Origin of the sequence: Carboxylicivirga sp. M1479 (genome assembly GCF_007097485.1) — a bacterium.
Taxonomy (GTDB): domain Bacteria; phylum Bacteroidota; class Bacteroidia; order Bacteroidales; family Marinilabiliaceae; genus Carboxylicivirga.
The window spans coordinates 163,577-184,387 of sequence record NZ_VKDE01000003.1 but is presented as its reverse complement, the minus strand read 5'-3'; the positions used below and the strand labels follow the sequence as shown (position 1 = coordinate 184,387).

The following is a 20,811-nucleotide window of genomic DNA, read 5'->3' as shown; positions in this document are numbered from 1 at the left end:
GCATTACCCTGCTATTTATTAATGATAAGCTTCTCAATAGCAACACTATTATCCTTCTTCACCGTCAGTATGTACGATCCATTACGAAGGGTTGACAGGTTAAGCACAAACAAGTCTGAATCCGCTTCTTCCTTAATTATCATTTTTCCATCCATACTAATCACCTGTATTTCGGCTCCATAAGCATTTTCAACAGTAATCACACCTTCAGAAGGATTAGGGTATACCTTAAGACCAGCCCATATATCATCTACCCCTGTTTTATTATCAATATCAAATTCCAACTTCACAATATCAGATTCTCCCTTTTGATAGGAGGTTGAAACACCTATTTCGTGGGGCCCTTTCGGAATGTACAAAAGCTTATGTTCCAATTCTGTTAAGCCACTCACAACTGGCACCTCCATATCATCAAGGTATAAGTTGTAGGTCTTCATCATCTTGGTTCTGCCTCGTTTCTCAATGTTCGGACGAATAGCAAACACTCCGTTCCGATCAGGATTATCAAGAGCTTCAGATAATTCTTTTATCTCACCTCCTAATAAGATATGAGCAAGGCCTTCTCCTTTATGTGGGCCATTTGTATCAAGCCCTACCAGGTTGGTAATCCTATTAACCGATGGATAAGCAGTAACCATGGCATAAAAAACACTGTCAAATGGCACAGGAGTTTCAAATTCGACATTTACAAATCGACTGGCTGGTATTTTAAATCCATTACTTCTTCCCAGCAACTGCAAATCCTTATCAAGAATCTCTACAACGACCTCTTCAAATGTACCATTATAGTTATGGCCATATAAATCCAGGTCACTAATATATCCCGAATAACCGATTTCATATTTATTACCGATTGCCATGTCCCATCCTGGGAATAGACCAAGTCCTGTTTCATAGGTATCATTATCCAATACTACCTGCTTTTTATCCCATCTAACACCCAGTTCACCCTGATTGGTTTTTTCTGTAATATCAAATCCAACAGGTGCTGATAGTAACTGATTGATTGTGGCATTCAGGTAAGTCTGTGGAGTATTGAGAATAATATCCTCCTCGTTATATGCGCTAAAATCACCGCCAGTATTAACTTCCATTTGGTAAGTTCCCTTGATTACAGTAGGGAAAGTGGCATAACCATCTTCTTGCACATAAGCCAAATACTGATGTATGCGCAGGCTATCGTTGTTGCTTAAGACAACTTCGGCTCCTTCGGCATTAGCACCATCTGTATTGACTAACACAGTAACTTCCGTATCTGTACCAACGCGAATAGGATTCGAAAAAGTATACTCCGAAATCCCATTGGCATATAATGTTTTAACGGCATAGGTATAAACACCATCTTCGGTAGTCTCATCAGGCCATCCAAAAGCATCGTAGGAAGCAAGGCCACTTTGCATAGTAATGGTTGATGAATTTAACATCTCCCAATTCTGCACATTATCCATATCACTTAATAAACCGCGATAAATATTATAGCCCTTAATTCCATCACCTTGTTCAGCCGAACTAACATTTTCAGAAAGCATGAGTGGTGAAACACACAGGGCAGTATTAAGGGCTTTAAAACCATCTCTCATAGTGCCGGCATAGGCATTCTGAAACGAACCATCTTCATCCTGAGCAAGACCAAAGGTAGGAGCCGTATTTCTATGCCAGTGAACCATTAGGTAAAAATCAGAATCATAACTAACAGGAGGCATATCAACGAAAATCTCGGTATGCGAAGGCAATCTAAATGGCTCACTAACGGCAATCACATTAAAATCTGCATCCAGCATTTCAAGTGTAACAGGTGGGTTTTCAAGATAAATATTAGTAGTAAAACCAAGAATATAGGCACCAATAAGCGTACCGGGCTTATTAACGGAGACCAGACTACCAGCCCATTTATGCGTAGAATCTGGAACTGCGTCGTACACTGACTCAAGGGTTCCATTATGATAGACAGGATCCTCGGTTAAGGCATTACTGTAGGAGGTCCAGGTAATGGAACTTTCACCTCTTTCTATATCCACATCTGCCATAACTGCAACAGGAATTTCAATTTTATTCAGTGTGATATCCTGACTTATATCAGCTGTGGAAATTAAATAACTATTATTACCATAGGAATCATAATTAACCTTGGTCGCTCTTAATTCATAAGTTTCTCCAATAACAATCCCGTCAAAACTGACCATCCCTTCATGATTTGTTTTAGCACTGTATGATACAATGCCATTTAGCGTTACATGAGCCAAATCGATCGCCTCGCCATTATTATCCTTAACGTTAACAGTTAAACTACCATATTTTGTATTTAAGAAAAATTTAGTATTCGGGTAAAATGTACCAGGAGTACCTGCATTAATACCAAGGTCTATTTCTGTAGCTGAAGCGGCATAACGACTAACCTGACCTGATGTGCCCAGTGTGGTTACAAAATTTTGCTGAGTAGAAAGGTTAGAAGCATTTGTCTTTATAGACAATACAATATTACCACCTTCATACATAAAAGAATTAACAAATGGGATATACAGCTCTCCCTCACCAGCATATGACTTAACAGTACCATTAAAAACGGCTGTCAGTTCTTTTTCATCTATCCAACCGGCATCCAATTGTGTATTAGCTGTATAGCCTACTTTTACCTCGCAGGCAACATCAGCAACATCAGCAATAAAGTTTTTAGGAAAAGAAACACCACTGATTGAGCCGTGGCTAGTAAATATCGCTTCAGGATAAATGATCTGAACTACGGAATATTGCTTTGACAGGTTCATGGGCAGTGAGCCTTGCACAAGTACACCATCTCCTGCGGTGTCGCTAAATGTACCCAGTTCTTGAATACTAATGTCGACTGAAGCTGTGGCATCATTTAGTGTATTAACATCTCCTTCAATATTGACTTTGGCGTATACCTCGACTTGTTCGACATACTTGAAGGTATACTTTAAAGAAATGGTATCGGTTTGACCAATTAATAACGGACTACCAGAGTAGGATTGAAGAGGGATATCCGGATTTCCTTTTCGGTATAATTCTATGTAATAATCGAAAGCGTTCAGATCAGAACCACTATTGTTGCGTATCACAATGTCAAGCATTGTTTCCTCTTGCACGCTCGTATAAGGCGCTGTTAATATCTTCACTGCTTCAACATCAGGATTATTAACCTGAACAGCTGTATTTCCGTTGACACTTTTTAGTTTAGCAAACTTAGAGCCTGTTGTTACATCCTTCTCCACAAAAATGTAATTAGCTCTCTGTCCATTGAGTTCATGGGTCTTTAAGGCTTGTTCCTGCCCTTTTAACCCGGCAAAAATGAACAATAAAACTAATACGCTAATGATATTTTTTAAATACTGCATATTTATATTTCTCTTTTTAAAAGCACATACAAAATCAATTGGCTTATTAAGCCTTATAATTTGTTTCGTTTTTGATTGGGTGTTATTAAACAATAATTTCATATGTCTTTTACTTTTTTGATGCTCCTGTTTATTGCCACTTAAAAGCTACACTATGCTTCTATTTGTTGTTTACTGGCCTGATTTAAGTAATATCAGGGACTACAACAGCCCCTGATACTAATCTATGATTACTTATTATGAACAATTCTCTTCACTGCTGAATTACCTTTTCCATCAGTAATCTGGAAAAAATAAATACCTTGAACTAAATCACCATACTTAATAATCTGTCGGTCTGAAGTTACGTTTTGAGTGAATACTATTTCACCAAGCATATTGACGACTCTTAACATACAGTTAGCAGAATTTTCAATCGTCACTATTCCTTTTGCTGGATTAGGAAAAATAGTGACAGCAGATAATGTGCTTTCAATATTAGTTGCAAGAATATCAAAGTTCCTTTCAATATTAACTTCACCGACGTACAACTGAGTCGTATATTCCGACTCACCACTTGCGGTAATACTAACATCATAGGTTTCGTTCATCGTCACTCCAGTCAATGTATAAGTACCAGTAAAATCAGTGGTATATGTATGTGTCGTTCCAACAAGTGTAATGGTAGCTCCCCATATCGGTGCTCCTCCCTTGGTAATAACACCTGATATATCGGCAGTGACAACTGCCATCGTATAGTTGGCACCTGCAATGTCATCACCTCCTACTTGGTAATTTGGCTCAACAATATTTTCATATCCAATAGCGGTCACGGATAATTCGTATGCCTCATTGGCAATGACACGAATGCTATAATGACCATTAACATCTGTTGTTGAAGTAAAAGTTTCTGCACCGGCCAGACGAACAATTGCACCTTCAATACCATTTGTACCATCGGTAATAGTACCTGATACATTAGTCATCGGACGTTGAATAAAGAAATTAGCATTGGGTAAGAAATTATATACAGTGCCGGTTACCGCTGTATAATCAAATGCAGCCGCATCACCATAGTTAATAACAAAATCTCCGCTTCCATCTTGAGCATAACTTGTACCCACAAAATTTTGAGTACCTAAAGCAGCTCCTCCTTCACGGCGAACAGATACTACCAGATTCGATGTATTATTATATACAAATGGTGTTGTGAATGGAATGAATAATTCACCAGTCCCTGCTTCAGCACTTAATGTGCCGTTAAACACCTGCACAAAGGCTGTTTCATCAATAAACTCAGGCGTGTCAAAATTATAAGTACTGTTTGCCGTTGTTCCAATTTTCACAATATAATTAGTAGCTACTTCTTCCTCTGTAAACTTAGTGAAGAAGGATACACCGTTGATGGTTCCATTCACATTAACTTTATCAAAACCATAAATCATTTGTACAATTGAGTACTCTGAATTTGATTTAACAGGTGCATTAATGTTTTCATCTGTTCCTGTTCCAACTGTCACTTCCTGTATCCCTTCAGGAAATACATCAATAGCTACCACATCAGTAGCATTATTGCTATTATCACCATCTCCTGCAATATTCACCTTTGCATATACCTCTACTTTTTCGGCTGTAGTAAATGTATGTGAAAGCCTTAATGTAGTGCTTGACAAGTGAGTCAAGGCCGTTCCATCAACCGTTTGTAATAAAACATCTTCAGTGACACCTTTCTGATATAGCTCTACTGTGTATGCTGCATCAGCCACATCCTGTTTACCCATATTACGAATAGCCACATCGATGTTGACTGGAGCGTTGGCAGCACCATACACAGGAGCACTAATATCACTTGCCTTCATATTAACATCGTGGAAGAATAACTTAGGACCTACAATTCTGTCGTAATAGTCGCCACCTTCTTGTGCTACAAATTTGATGCGGTATTGTCCTTCAATAAGACTTCTTGTTTCAAAATCAATGAAAGAAACTTCCAAACGTATATAGGCGTTGTATGGGAAGTTTGGCTCTTCAATAACCAAACGTCGCCAATCATTTTCTGCAAACTCATAAAATACAGACACGCTCCTCATACCGTTTTTAGCATCAAATATCAATTTAGATGTTGTTTTGATATCCAATACTGGTGTAATAAGTGCAGAACCTTGTTCTCTTAAGAAACAAGAATAATTGAGGGTTGCTTCTTCATAGAAACGCTCAATGCCAAAGCCTTCTATCTGCCATAAGTCGGCAGGAAATTCAGCACTTTCGAAATTTTCATAAAGGTTATCGGCACCATACACCAGCTCAATATGTGTTAATTGATTATTTGTATTATCATCATCATCTGCTAACCTAACCTTAATCTCATATTCTTTTTCAGTTGAAGGCATCCAGCTAAATGATATAGTAGTAGCTTCTCCATTAGCAAGGTTTCCTGTAGCTTTTGTTTCTATATCAACATTATCTACACTTAAAATGACATTTTTATCTTGCGCTAAAGTACCATCATTTCTTATGACTGCATTAATTGTTTTTTGTTCTTCACTGATCGTAATATCATCACCTAATGTTAGCGATTCAACTTTAAAATCATCTTGTGATGGAGTTAGATTAGTAATCTCAGCTTCGAAACCGGGCTTACCACCAGTATCCGCTGTAAACTTAACTGTTAGAACCCCTTCTGAATTGCTTGCGATAAACTTGTCATAAGCAATTAATTCTGCCCTTGTAGCTGGACCTCCAGTCCAAACCTTTCCTATTAGAGGAGCACCTTCATTTAATCCATCAAAAACTTCTATGGATGAACTCGCCCAATAATCGGCCAATGTAAAATTTAATTTTACTTTATCTGTAGAAACTACAGGCTTTATAGTAGCCGTCCAACTTTGATACTTTGAATGATCTCCATCAACACCTCCATCATCTGTTAAAATACCTGATGAAGCAACGAGAGGATTAGCTCCTGCATCATAATCTGATATAAGGTATATATCCTGAGCAACGGCACTGGATAGACTAAAACACAGCAAGGCAACCAAAGCATAAATCACGTAAAATTTCTTTTTCATAGTATTTACTTTTAGTGAATAAATAAGGAAGGGGATTTACTCCCTTCCTTATTATTACGGTTTAATTATTTTAGATTGACAAGGCGCTTAACTCTTGTATATCCATAAGCATCAGTGAAATGCATGAAGTATACTCCTTCAGCACAAGAGCTTAGGTTGATCTCTCCTCTGTCAGATACTTTACGTTTTAAAACAACCACTCCCGACATATTAAAGACTTCGACATTACATGCTCCGGCATTTTCGATATACACCATACCTTTTGCAGGATTTGGGTAGACTTTAATTTTATCAAGCTGAGTATCCTCTACTCCTGTTTTCTTGGTAAACAATATTGAATAGGTATTGCTGGTCAACTTATCCTGAGCCAATACGTGTATATTAACATATTCCTCAGTATCACCTCCGGTAATAGTTACTGTCGCGCCTTCATAATCCTTAGCAATTGCTGTCACTGTTGGATACACATTTACATGATCATCAACACCTATAATGTAATTAAACTTGTCAGGTGCAAATCCTGTATACTTAACGCCATCAAGACTAAACGATTCGAGTGTGGCATCACTTTTAGAACCATCAAATTCAACCGTTATCGCAGCGATATCTGATTCGCCCCACAGATTAACCTGCGAGACCCCGAGTGTATATTGCTGCGCATTGATATTATCAAACGAGAATCCTTTTCCAATAAGGTCAGAATAATAAGGTATTGACATATCATCCTGATAAACATGATAGGTTTCAATAGTAGACTTCAGCATTGTCTTGGGCTTAGGTTCTGTGGCCCTTATGCTGGCCTCATGCTCCAAGAATACAGGTGCCAGGTATTCAACACCTTCTCTATCGTGGTCAGTCGTTATTGATTTTAATGAGTTTGATTTTAGATCCTCGGCTCCACTAAGCGCGATTGGTCGTATTAAGAATGCACCGCTTCGGCCTCCAACAGAACCGAACTCCTTAAAGAAATTCATTTCATCTTTAACCACTGCAGCTTCATTCTCATGAGCTAATGAACCATTTGCATCTAATGCCAGCAATGCCGTTGGCTTGATAAAATCGTCCCAACTAACCATCACATAGTAGGTATCGTATACCTTTATATTAGGTATACTGACAGTTGTCCAACCGTTTAACGAAAGTTCAAACGATGCACTCTCGGCTAGTAACTCATGTTGTGCATTGTATATGCGTGCAGTAACTTTATTACCTGATAGAGTATATAAATGCTCATAACTATATACCAACAACTCTTTAATGACTATTGGGGTATCTGTGTGATATCTATTACCAAACTCACCAATATTGCCCGGCAAGAAAAAGAAACCGTACTCAACGGATCCATCATCATATTGAATGGTATCAGAAGGGTAACTTTCCCACATTAAGTCAATACTATTATTGCTACTAACCTTCGCATCAACATTAACCGGAGCATAAAGGGCGTTTTCAAGCGTAACATCCTTAATAAACGTCCCTTCACTTACGTTTAAGTCTATATTTTCAATGTATTTAACGCAATTAGGATGTGTCACCTCCAATTTGAAACTACCTCGCCACAAGTTCGTTCTTAGTTGTGAACTTGCACCATTAAGAACAACACTTTCTCCATTAAAAATGTCGATTCTTGTTAATTTCACCATTGTAGCTTCATTTAACATTTTATCAGGAAGAGTTACATTAATTTCAAGCTCACGGCTCATATCCTTTCCTACGACATTAGACTTTCGCTTAAAGCTCTGATGACCAGTATTGAATTTGCTTTCTATCGCATAACGATAACTTCCCCGGGATAAATTGTTCCACTCGGTATCCACATAAAAGGTATCCGTTAAATTCTCAGCGACTAATGTCCATAATTCCGGATTATTAATATGCTCGTTGGAGAAACGATATAAAGTATAGCTATCAACCTCACCAGCTTTTAGTTGAGCAGCTGATTTAAGCATCGTTTGCTGAACGAGGCTTTTATTTTCAGTTGATGGAAGAAAATCATAGCTAAGGCTGCCATAGTTGTAGCCATTGGCCCTCACCATAAAATTTTCATTTGGCGTTTTTAAGTCTAGTTCAAGTGGAAAGAAATGACCAATAAATTCACGATCATCAACATTCGCACTTAAATAGTTTGATTTCTTCTGAAATGGATATTCTTCGGTATTCTGACATTTTCCAAGGCCTAAGAAACCAGCACAATTAAATCCTACAAAAAATCCATTTTCGGCATAGACGGCCGTTTCAAGAGTAAACTTATTCCAATCGTTTTTAATAACATTAATTGAGTCAGACTCATATAATATATTATCCTTATCTGGAGCCCCAATACTATTTAATCCAAGGATAAATATTTTCAACGATTCTGTTCTTTTCGAATCATATAAATAAAACTCGATATCTGTAATTAATGCTTCATTCTTAAAAGCATTTCCAATTAAGGCCTTATCTGAGGATGTATACCCGATGTAGTTCGGCTCATCATGAAGCAGGCCTGAATCGTACCTGAAATAATGTGCTAACGCCGGTTTGGGTGAAGTCCAGTTAATATTCATGTCTTCTCCGGTAGCAGCAACGCTAGCTTTAACTTCGGCATTATGCCCCGTAATCTCTGTTAACTGAATATCTCCAAGATTAATAGCAGCATCTTCAATTGCTATTGTATCATAGTAATCTTCATATCCATATTTTTCAATGCGAAGTACATATGGTTGCGTACTACTATATGCTTTTATATTTGAAGTATCACTATCATCAAAAAACACCCCATCAACACCGGTACTTCCGGTGTATAAATCGTAACCATTTAAAGTAATTAAAGCTTCATTAATCGGTTGATTGCGAAAATCCACAAGGCGACCTATTACTTCATACTTTGGCCTTTGATGCATTATTAAGTCAACGTTCTGATAGTAATTACCTGCAACAAATACATCATTGCTTAAATCACTATAACCAAACTTAATAGCATTAAACGTAGTGGGGCCTTCATTAAGGTAATCAAACTGATAAAATCCACTTTCGTCACTTATTGCTTTTATAGTTGAAGCTCGTTCCGTAATCTTAACACCTTCTATAGCCACTCCTTCTACATCAGTCACTTTGCCATCTACGACGCCTAATCCTTCTTTATTAAAAAAGAAGGTAGCATCCATATAATAACTTAAAAAGTGTTGCTGATAGGTCGTTTCATTAGGGTTCCAAACCAATTTGCCACTTGGTGGATTATAAGGATCAGCATCTTCATAACGGGCCAGGTAACTAACACTTCTATTGGCTCGTTCCGGTGTATGGCTTACTTTATATTCCGTTAAACCACTGTACCATGATTTAACCATCTGTTTATGAAGCATAAATACAAGGTTTTTACCAGTGTATTGATAAGGCTCTTTAAACGGAACACGTATAGTTTGCTTACCTGGTTGAAAATCGATACTATCACTTTCGTATACTAATGTCAATTCCGAAGCCGGAATCATACCATCTTCAAGACTTTCTTTTTCCGTCTCTCCAATCCAGACTTTAAATTTCTGACCAGGAACAAAACCATCCACATCCACTTCAAAATTCATTTCATAAATCTCAGTTTTACCAAAACTCAATTCATCGGGGAAATAAATACCTTGTGCCAAATTCACCATGAAATTAAAATTCATCGGATAATAAACATCCGACTCATCCTCTCCTCCATTAACCTCATACCCCTCTAAATTACCATCATACACATTAACTGGCACTATCTCGGATAGGTTATTTTCTGGTTGCTCATCACCAGTCAATAAAATCTTAAAGAAGATATCATAGGCTCCCTCTACAGTGGGATGCCAGATAAAATCAACACTTACTTTACTCAGTATATCAATGGCTTCGCCAGGCATTTCTTTGATCGGCACATCCGGACTATTGGCATCAAATAACTGTATGGTATAATCACTATAACCAACAGGTAAACCAAGATTCTCAATGGTCAGGGTAAAGACATTATCCTTATCCAAGGCCAGCGCATTATCAGCCTCTAATGAGGCTATCAATAGATCAGCATCAGAAATAAACAGTTTTGGCCCTTCTATCTTGTCAAGGTATGCCATATTACCTTTGCTAACAAAGCCAATATAATGCTTACCAACTATTGAATCCGGAAAGTTAATTGAATATCTCTTGAACCTATCTTGCGGATAAGCCCCTAGAAGATCCCACTCTTCAAATTCGATTTCCTCAAGTAGTGACCAATTTTCTTTATCTTTAGAAATAACAATTGGCATCGAAGAATTTCCATAAGAATGCGAACGACCATAAAAGGTAATGCTGTCCATCCCTCCGGCCTGTATATCAAGGGCTGGTGTTATTAATGTATCTACATAATCGGTGTAAACAGTCATTAATAAGTTATAGCGATCATAAGAAAATGCTTCAGGGTAATCATCATATCCTAGCCTCCAGTTATTTAACACCTCTTCAAACGGTATATCATTCTCACTGAAGGTCCAATGATTCCCGGGAAAATCTTCTATAGTGGTGTGTTCCCAGCCCTGGTATAAATGGCCGCGCGGGTATACAGTTGATCGTAATACAATCGTAGAGTCGCCATCAACAGGGATATCTGTAATCAATTTTACATTGGTATAATAGTCACCACGTGCAGATGGTGTAAAACTAATGGGAATACTCTCTGTCTGGCCGGGAGCTAACGTTATATTACCGCCATCGTATGCATACTCATCCTGTAACTCATCAAACTCCAGCCCATTGATGGTTACTGCTGTATTACCAAGGTTTTTTAAATCAAACGAATGCTGCTTTGTTGTTTCTGTAGGTATTTCACCAATATCTGAAAAATAAACAATGTCTAATTTTTCAGGTGTATATTGTAATATAGGCCTTGCAGGGATATCCTCAAACTCAATGCGGACATCTGGTCTGCTATTCCATGGTCTCCCGCCCTCTTCATGTGTTCCAAAGGGTCTTGGAGAAACACCAAAATCTCTGAAAGATAATAAGGGACCAAGATCATTTTCCCCCGTTGCTGTGAGGTAAAAATAGGAAGGTACAATATTAATCTGATCATTATCTACCCATGCAATTACTAAATTATCGGTGTTATTGTATTCAAAGGGGTAGGTTAAATCAATCTTTAACCATCCAGTTGGTGTGGATGTGGATATCTCACCCTTAAATACACGCGTGAAATTTTCAGCAGGCAAAAGCCCCCTCTCAAGCTCAGTAGCTTTGGTGTGGCCCATATATATTTCAGTAGTATTCGACCAGTTTTCCTCACCAACTACATAATAATATAAACTCTTAATCCGTTTATTTCTTACGTTAATTTCACTTTGAAAATAAATGGTTTGAGATAGCGTACAATCAGAATGCTGGTTTAATGGTATCATCCCGTTGCTCCAACCTGAAAATTCACCAATTTCCACAAACGTACTTGTACCTTTTAATTGGGGCGGCACTGCAGCCGGTTCACCCTGATAAATCTTCGGTATAGGTTCTTCCTCTAATGAAGAATAAAAATCATAGTCCGTAGATTGAGCATTAGCGACAAGCCCTAATAGTATAAATACAGAGATTGTACTAAATAAATATTTTAATATTAATTTGCTCATAGAATTTGCAATTAGTTTATCTTACTTGATATAATCACTTTAAGCCCATAAATTTTTCACGCTTAATGTTTGATAAGTAAAAAATTTATAGGTCTTAAAGCATGTGTATGTATGACTTATACAACTTGATAAATCATCCCTTAATAAATGGTGATATTTATATCAACACTTTCTTCAGTCTTATTCCCAGAAAGATCACTGGCGATAAAAGTAATGGTGTAACTACCGGAAAGGCAAATAGGCACAGCTTCTCCGAACAATTGAATATCCTCTCTCATGGCTGATGTTAGCTCTTCAGCACTAAATAAAATAGCATCGCCCCTATTAACAGCCTCCCAAGGGCTTTCAAGTCCTTTTAATCCGGCACTTTTCTCTGCCCCATTATAGCTTAGTATTATCTCACAATCTTTTAAAGCTTCATTGTCAAAAAATTGACCTGTAAACAATACCGACTTACCGAAAGTAAACGAATCACCATCTACAGGTTTAATAATTTCCACTATTGGTGCTTCACTATCTCTTTCTTCTTTACCACATGCAACCATTACAATTGCCAATAGCATTAGGACTGATAATTTTGATATAATCTTATACATGACTTCTATATTTATATTTTTTTTACTCTACGATTAATTGTTGCTTTATTGATTTTAGCTGACTCTCCAAAAGATTAAGCGTTGAAGGAAAAACATTGGTCATTTCAGATGCCAAACCAGATTCTGCTCCCGTATACAACTCCCAATTACTTTTAAACACGGCATCATACACTTGCATAGAGTCAGGACTGAAAAACCAGTAATCCAAATCTTCAATACTTCCAAAACAACTGTTAATTTCACCAATCCCATCAGCTCCAAAACCAGGATTATAAAAGCTACCAATATACATGGTGTCGCCCTCCAAGTTTTCATTAATGATAAATGCTTGCTTAGGAATGCTACAGATTGCCAGCTCATTATCAAAATGTATTTCAATGGGCAGAATTTCAAAATCGATTGATTTTTGAAACATACCTTCAAGGTAAGCCTCCCAGGCTTCGGCTCCATAACTCCATAAATTATTAACCAAAATCGTTGTATCTAAACTACCTGCATCTGTTCTTAAGAAGGATTTGTTATTTCCGAAGAAATAGGACGATTCCTCTACATCATATTGCCCCATAAAGGCATTATGAGAGAAGTCACAAAACTTCATCAGCTCCAATGTGTACTCGTTATCAAAATCAGCAAGATCATCTTCCTGTGGTGCAATGGTAAAAGTTGCGTAGGTGCCTGCCTCAGTAACCCCTTCAAAAAGGCCACGAACAGTAAATTCGCCTAATACCTCTCCTGCTGGAATCGTTACCAAATCATCTACTATCTCATATTCTCGCCCTTCTATTGCTTCATCTAAAGTTTGTGCCCTAACTACTTCAATCGAATAATGACGATCATATTCAACGGCTGAGGTAGTACCAATACTGATAGGCATTTCAGGGTTATTGTCCCTCACTGACAGCTCACCCCACGGAGTAATAAAGTGAACTAAACTAGGACCATCATATACCGTTGTTTCTGTCTCTTTACAGGACGTCAGCATGAGAATAATACCCAAGAATATTGTCAATTTATTTTTATATCTATTCATCATCGTTAAATCCATTTTAATTTTCATAGCCTTCGTTTTGCTCAATCTCACTGTTTCCATTTAGCTCGCTGGTTGGGATTGGCCATATCCAGCGGAAATCACCCGTAGCTATTCTAAGATCATTGGCAGCGGATGTATTCTCCTGTGGAACACGCTCAAAGCCCAAACCTGAGCGCTTTAAATCGTGGTAGTAAAAGCCTTCATAAATCAGCTCTTTAATGCGCTCTTCAGCAATTAATTCTTTTAAATCATCACCTTTTTCAATAACACCAGGATTAGGATAAAGACGATAATCAAGAAGGGAATTCAAGGCAATGGCAGCATCTTTATCCATATCTTTCATGGCATAGGCTTCGGCACGAATAAGATACATCTCTGCCAGTCGCATTGGTTTCGGCATATTTAAACCAGCCCTAAATGGTGGTAATTCCGGATTATAAGGGAACTTATTAACAAGATAACCACTCCAGCCAAATGCAGTGGCAGATTCTTTAAAATAAGTATAAAACCTTATGTCCGTCACCTGATTATATAGATTCAATAACCAGTTAGCTGGAATATAATCCGGGTATGGCAGACTCGTTTCATAATTTCTGTTTAAGAAGTTGTAACCCGGTGCATCACCTTTATCGGTATCAGTGTATCCTACCTTCCAAATAATCTCATTCCCCGAATCATGGGTCCACATATTAATAAAGGCATTGCCACCTAGAAGTCTACAACCACTATTGTTAATCACGTCTTCTGAATAATTAATAGCCCCATCGTAATCTCTCATATCAAGTGAGATACGCGCCAATAAACCGTTGGCAAAATGCCTGGTAAAGAACTCTGTATCTGATTGAGGATTATTTGGCAATAGCTCAACAGCTGCTTCCAAATCACTCTTGATAGCTGCATAAACGGTGCTTACAGCATCACGCGTTGGCTGACTAATAACATTTTCAGTCATATAAGGCACACCTAAATCAGTAGCGGCCGTATTAAGGTCATAGGCCTTGGCAAAGAACTTGACCAGGTTATAATGAAATAAGGCCCTTCCTACTAAGGCTTCTCCTTTAATACGCTCAAGATTGGCTTTCTCACCTTCGATACCATCAATGTTATTGATAATCTTGTTGGTCAGGTAAATACCACTATAGTGGTTACCCCACAAACCACCTATCTCACCAATACCCGGCTGTATGTTCCAGGCATACATGTTTCCCATCTGATTTGAAAAGTCAGATGTAGCGAGTGTGGCATCGGTCATTATATCAGTTAACACCGTCAGGGTTTTACCATAGGATGAGCCTGACTTAAACGTTGAGTACATGCCATACAGAAGTGTTTGCGCATCATCCTCATCCTTAAGTATTTCACTTTCTTCGGTACTACTATGCGGTTTTAAATCGAAGAAATCTTCGCACGAAACCAGCACTAGTGACGCAAATAACAGGTGTATTATAAATATCTTCTTCATTTCTACTTCTTTTTCTCTTATTAAAATCCTAAATCAATACCGAACATGATTTTCCTTGCATGCGGGTACATATTTACTTCTGCAACACCATAATATTCAGGATCAATACCCGAATAACCAGTCCACGTTAACAGATTCTGCCCTTGAGCATAAATGCGAGCATTTCTAAATACTTTTGTTCGCTTTAACAACTTAGAATTAAAGCTGTAGGCCAGTGTTAAATTCTTTAAGCGCAAAAACGATGCATCTTCAAGTAAACGCGTATCAAACTGATTATCCTGATACTTTGGATGTGGATTAACGGCGACATCGCCAGGTTCCTGCCAATAGTTAAGCATTTCTGCTGTTTGATTATAGGCGGCAAACATACCCTGTGATTCAATAAAATAACGGGTGTTATTGATTAACCACTTATCAGCCATCCAGGTAAAAAAGGCGCTTAATTGAAGATTCCTGTAGCTTAAAGTACCGGTAAAACCTCCTTGTAAAGGAGGTAGGTAACTTTTTCCTTCCTGAACAACCCGATAGCTATCACTGTACATATTGCTGACTTCCCCATCAGCCGTATACCAGAGTCCTTTGCCTGTTGAAGCATCTACACCAGCCCATTCTGTCATGTAGTAGGTGCCCCTGCGCTCACCCTCTTTGATAATCGTATTGCCCTGGTCTATCTTATCCGTATCACCATAAAGCTCAATAATGTTGCTGACGTTATAGGCCATGTTGGCATTGACATTAAATCTAAAGTCTTGTGTAGACAAAAGAGTCGCATCCACTTCAACTTCAACACCACTATTACTTAAGGATCCTGCATTCTCCATACGGCCACCAACACCACTTGTTAAAGAGTAGGGGATAAAGAATAACATGTCACTCGTTGTTTCCCGGTAAAAATCAGCTTTTAGCCTATATTTACGAAAGAAACTCATTTCAAAAGCCACATTAGCTTTCAACACTTTTTCCCAGGTCAGATCGTCGTTAGCATACTGTGAAAAAACAGCGGCACCATTATTTAAATAGGAACCATAAGAGTATAATCCCTGATGGGTATAATTACCAATATTATAGTTACCTGTTTCTCCTATACTCGCCCTTATTTTTAACTGGTCGATCCAATCAATGCCTTTAATAAAGCTTTCTTCCTGCATATTCCATCCAAGCCCAAAAGACCAGAAAGTACCCCAGCGATTGTTTTTACCAAAACGCGATGAACCATCTCGGCGAATAGAAACATCAACCAGGTATTTATACTTGTAATTGTAAGCGGTATTGGCAAAGAACGAAGCGACGGTATAATCTGAATAGCCACCTCCCCAGCTTCCTGCTTCACTGGCCACACTTAAAACAGATAATTTTTCGGACGGTACATTATAGGCTGAAACACTAAAACTCTGCGAATTATTGACGATAGCTTCCTGACCTATGAGAAAGTTAAAGTCATGAACATCATTTAGGTTGAGCTTATAGTTCAAGGTATTGGTGGGTGTTAATCGGAAGTTTCGTGACATGCTCCTGCTGACTTCTCCATTATAGGCAGCTCCCCATTCTGATTCGGGACTTAAGAAGCCATCAGCGGTGCCATCGGAGAAATCGACCCCCCAGTTTGTTTTAAACTTTAAATTTTCAGCTAAATCAACATCTAAAAACAGACCGCCTACTATCTTGAAACGATCGTTAGAATCATCGTTTAACATGAGCTGCTCAATAGGGTTGGCCCAGGGAAGTCCCTCCTGGTTAAAGCTACCATCCACATTGTAAGCCCGTAGATACGGGTTTAACAAGCGTGCGGAGAAAATGGGGTTATAAACATTGGTTCCTGAGGAAACGGTATGATTAAAAGTTTCGTAGCCTAAAGTGAAATTCACACCCAAATTAACCTTATCTGATAACTTGTTATCAAGATTTAACCTGAAGGTATAACGCTCAAAATCACTTCTGTATTGAATGCCTTCCTCACTATAATAACCACCTGAAACATAAAATTTACTTCTTTCATTCCCCCCACGTGCCGAAAGCTCATGAGACTGTGTAACGGCATCACGTAATACCACATCCAACCAGTTGGTATTGACCTTGAGCCGGTCAAACTTTTCTTTGTCAGTATAATCCTGTAATCCTAGCTCTTCTTCATATTGAATTTTTTGAGCCGAACTCATCATGTCAAAATTATCGTTGGCAATTTGATTGGAACCATACTGCCCTCGATATTGAATCATGGCTCTTTCTGAATCTTTTCCACGCTTGGTAGTAATAACAATTACACCGTTAGATGCCCTACTTCCATATAATGAAGTAGCTGTCGCATCCTTTAATATGGACATATTCTCAATATCATTTTGATTTAAGGCACTAAACTGTCCTGCTGTAATAGGTATGCCATCCATTATATAAAGAGGGCTATTCCCAGAGCTTAACGAGCTCAATCCTCTAATACGCACAGTTGCCGGAGCTCCTGGCGCGCCTGAAGAACCCACACTCAGCACACCGGGAGCATTACCCTGTAGTATTTGATCAAAGCTGGCAACAGGCACCTGCTCTATTTTCTTAGCATCTACTACTTCCACCGATCCGGTATAAGTACCCTTCTTTTTAATGCCATAGCCAGTTACGACCACCTCATCAAGGTCTGTTGCTTCTGTTTTTAATACAATATTTAAGCTTGTTTGTCCTGCTAACTTAACCTCCTGTGGCTCAAAACCAATGAAAGAAAAGACCAAAACATCAGCACTTTTGGGTACAGTGATATTATAGCTACCATCAACCATGGTAATGGTACCTACACTGGTCCCTTTTATATAAACGGTTACACCGGGAATCGCTTCCCCTTTTTCATCAAGCACGCTACCTCTTACTGTTATTTCCTTTTCTTCCTGCTGATCAACAAGCATAACGGACTTAAGTGCAGGCGCTTTACGCTGAATAACGTAAACACCATTTTTGAGCTCAAAGGTCAATTCTTTGTCAGCTAATAGTTCATTCAGTACTTCTTCAATTTCTCCTTCTGCATCAACATTAATATTCGAAAACATCTCTACATCTTCGTTACTAAATGCAAACACAAAATCAGTTTTTGACTGAATTTTCCAAAACAACTCAGCTAAAGTAATGTTCCTCTCCTTGAGCTTCAACTTACTACCCTGCGAGTGTACACTTGCAGATACCTGCAGCATACCGATTAATAATAACACAAGAGACAGTTTCATGATCCTGTACAGTTTTAACATCTTTCTTCCCTCAAGAAAGACAGTTTCTCTATTTTTCTTCATATTTTTGAAAATGATTTTTTAACGAATGAGCTGAGTACCAATCAGCTTATGACTTACAGGGGATACTACCAATATCCCCTGTTTTTATATGTTTTTTTATATCTCTGTTTCTTGGTCTATCGATTTAATGACAATGTTATTTTCGAATCTTTCAAATTTTACACGATTAGTGGCTTCAAGTATTTCTAACATTTCTCCAATCGAATCATAACGTTTGGTATACAATGAAAAGCGTTTGTCTTTCATCGTTTCATTCTGATAGAAGATGTTTAGTTGATACCACCTTGATAAATCTTTCATAATGGTTTCCAGCAGAGCATTCTTGTAGACAAATTCACCATTTTTCCAGGCTGAGAATATATCAGCATCCACTTTACTAATGGCTATTTCCTGACTATTCCCCTTAATGACCGCTTGCTGATCAGGCAATAAAATAACGCTCTGGTGCATAGCATCCAAAGCAATACTCCCCTCAACAAGTGTAATCACATCTGATGATTCATCTTCGTAACAACGAACGTTAAACTCAGTACCTAATACTTTTACTCGTTTGTCGTTAAAATGCACAAAAAATGATTTTTCTGTATCTTTCGCCACTTCGAAAAACACCTCCCCTTTTACGTATACTTCACGAGTGTTCTCAACAAATCGTTCTGGATAGCGCAATTGCGATTCAGCATTCATCCACACCTTGGTACCATCTTCAAGAGTCAGATAAAACTCACGTCCACGTGAAGTTACCATGGTGTTGTACCGCAGCTCTTCTGCATATTTACTATCTACTGACGAGTAATCGGCTCCCATGGAATCCAACTTAATGTGCGTTCCTGATTGTAATACATCAATCAAGGTATCTGCACTTGCAATTTCCACAGTACTACCATCATATAAGGTCAGTATCGCTTTAGCTTCACCTGGCTTCACCTTATAACCTTCAACATATTCCCCCTGCAGGTCTGCATCATCGCTTAATATGTAGACACTAAAAAACAACACAAGCGGAACTAATACAGCTACCGCATAAGACAACCACCGTCCTATCTTCCGTTGTGGTCGTATATGCTTCTCAATCTTTCCCCAGGCATCTGCAGCATCAAATTGATCGTTCAGTAAACTCTGCTGAATAAGGTTCTGCTTGTTAATTATTCTATCATACAGCCGTTGATGACCATCATCCTTTAACCATTCTTCCAGCACCTGCCGATCGCCATTAGACAATTCTCCACGAAATTGGCTTATGATTAATTTTGATATTTTTTCATTGTTTACAGGCATTCAATTAACATTGTTTATCCCCATAACACGGAGGTCGATAATGTGGGTGACATTTTTTTTAATTTTTTTTACAAAAATTCACTTATTCAATTCTCAGATATAATTAACTTATTATAATTCAAACAAATTAAAAATTAACTACGAGCTTATCCGAGCAATAGTATTAAAGCCAATGCATACCACCTAGTTGTTCACGCAAAGTTTTATATGCTCTTTTTTTCAATGTTTTAATTGTATTAACTGACACGCTTAACTCCTCAGCTACCTCTAAATTTGTTAATCCATTCATCGAATGAATAACAACCTCACGTGCTTGCGGTGATAAACGCTTAATTGCGTTATGAACCTCAGCATATACTGTTGCTTCAATTTCATATTCATCGTCAGTAGCATTGCACTTTATGTCGGGCGATAGTTCTTTAGTATGCTCCTTGACTTTTGCGTTGCGAATATGATTTAAACAGCTATTGCGAACAGAAGTAAATAAATAACTACGTAATGCTCCGAAGTTGGAAAATTTTGCATGACTATTCCATAATATCACAAATACTTCCTGTACAACATCTGAACTGTTGACAGTATCTTCAAGGTACTTGTACGCGAATGAACAAAGAGGTGTATAAAACTCTTCAAATATCTCTTTGAAAGCACTTTTATTGCCCAATTGCACATTTTGTATAGTCCTGGAAAAATGATTCACTTAAAGTATATTTCACCAAAAATTTACATTCTAAACAAGAACACCAACATAATAGCATCTAAGAATCTATTCATTAACTTTTATATTATTTTGACTTTATTTGAAGCCGTTTTTTGACTTGACCGACACTTATTGTTAACATATCTTTATCTCAATTTTATTATTTCCTAGTTCACTATTAACCGCGCAAATGTACAATCTACAGAAAGCTCACAACGACAAGGAAAACCATGTTTTTGCAACCAACTTCAATACATAGTAATGGAAGTGTAGTTTTACATTGTCTAGTTTAAGTTGATTCCATTTGAGCCTTATATCAAGTTTCTCTACGTTAGAACTATGACTTTGCTGATGGCTTCCTTCAGATTTGGAGTCACCTCCAACACCCTTGCCAATTGCTAGTTCTTCCTGCCAACTAGGCGAACTCAAGAACATTTCATCTTGATAGCACGTCACCATGCCCGACATACTAAAAAAAGAAG

The 20,811-nt window shown here is 38.0% G+C and carries 10 protein-coding genes; all 10 read right to left on the bottom strand.

Annotation, left to right across the window (positions count from 1 at the left end):
• Positions 1-11: 11 nt before the first annotated feature.
• The 10 genes from FNN09_RS03575 to FNN09_RS03530 all read right to left on the bottom strand — a co-directional run bounded on the left by FNN09_RS03575 (position 12) and on the right by FNN09_RS03530 (position 20,788).
• On the bottom strand, positions 12-3,353 hold the full coding sequence (locus tag FNN09_RS03575; RefSeq protein ID WP_185968842.1) for a T9SS type A sorting domain-containing protein: 3,342 nt from the start codon (positions 3,351-3,353) through the stop codon (positions 12-14).
• Between the two features lie 230 nt (positions 3,354-3,583).
• A complete protein-coding gene (locus FNN09_RS03570; RefSeq protein ID WP_143300108.1) occupies positions 3,584-6,400 on the bottom strand; it encodes a carboxypeptidase regulatory-like domain-containing protein in 2,817 nt (938 codons plus the stop codon).
• 65 nt (positions 6,401-6,465) lie between these two features.
• On the bottom strand, positions 6,466-12,000 hold the full coding sequence (locus tag FNN09_RS03565; RefSeq protein ID WP_143300107.1) for a T9SS type A sorting domain-containing protein: 5,535 nt from the start codon (positions 11,998-12,000) through the stop codon (positions 6,466-6,468).
• Between the two features lie 140 nt (positions 12,001-12,140).
• Positions 12,141-12,596 (bottom strand): DUF4625 domain-containing protein, encoded by a 456-nt coding sequence (locus tag FNN09_RS03560; RefSeq protein WP_143300106.1) that lies wholly within the window; start codon positions 12,594-12,596, stop codon positions 12,141-12,143.
• A 22-nt stretch (positions 12,597-12,618) separates the two neighbouring features.
• Entirely contained in the window at positions 12,619-13,653 is a 1,035-nt protein-coding gene (locus FNN09_RS03555; protein ID WP_143300105.1) for a hypothetical protein, read from the bottom strand.
• Complete coding sequence (locus FNN09_RS03550; protein WP_143300104.1) at positions 13,643-15,088, bottom strand: RagB/SusD family nutrient uptake outer membrane protein; 1,446 nt, start codon at positions 15,086-15,088, stop codon at positions 13,643-13,645. The genes FNN09_RS03555 and FNN09_RS03550 overlap by 11 nt, the downstream gene beginning before the upstream one ends.
• Positions 15,089-15,108: 20 nt before the next feature.
• Complete coding sequence (locus tag FNN09_RS03545) at positions 15,109-18,291, bottom strand: TonB-dependent receptor (protein WP_185968841.1); 3,183 nt, start codon at positions 18,289-18,291, stop codon at positions 15,109-15,111.
• 159 nt (positions 18,292-18,450) lie between these two features.
• Complete coding sequence (locus tag FNN09_RS03540) at positions 18,451-19,629, bottom strand: FecR family protein (protein ID WP_143300102.1); 1,179 nt, start codon at positions 19,627-19,629, stop codon at positions 18,451-18,453.
• 163 nt (positions 19,630-19,792) lie between these two features.
• Positions 19,793-20,329: an RNA polymerase sigma factor gene (locus FNN09_RS03535; protein WP_143300101.1), complete on the bottom strand. Its 537-nt coding sequence runs from the start codon at positions 20,327-20,329 to the stop codon at positions 19,793-19,795.
• 210 nt (positions 20,330-20,539) lie between these two features.
• Positions 20,540-20,788, bottom strand: coding sequence for a hypothetical protein (locus FNN09_RS03530; protein WP_143300100.1), 249 nt, complete (start codon positions 20,786-20,788; stop codon positions 20,540-20,542).
• Positions 20,789-20,811 lie beyond the last annotated feature (23 nt).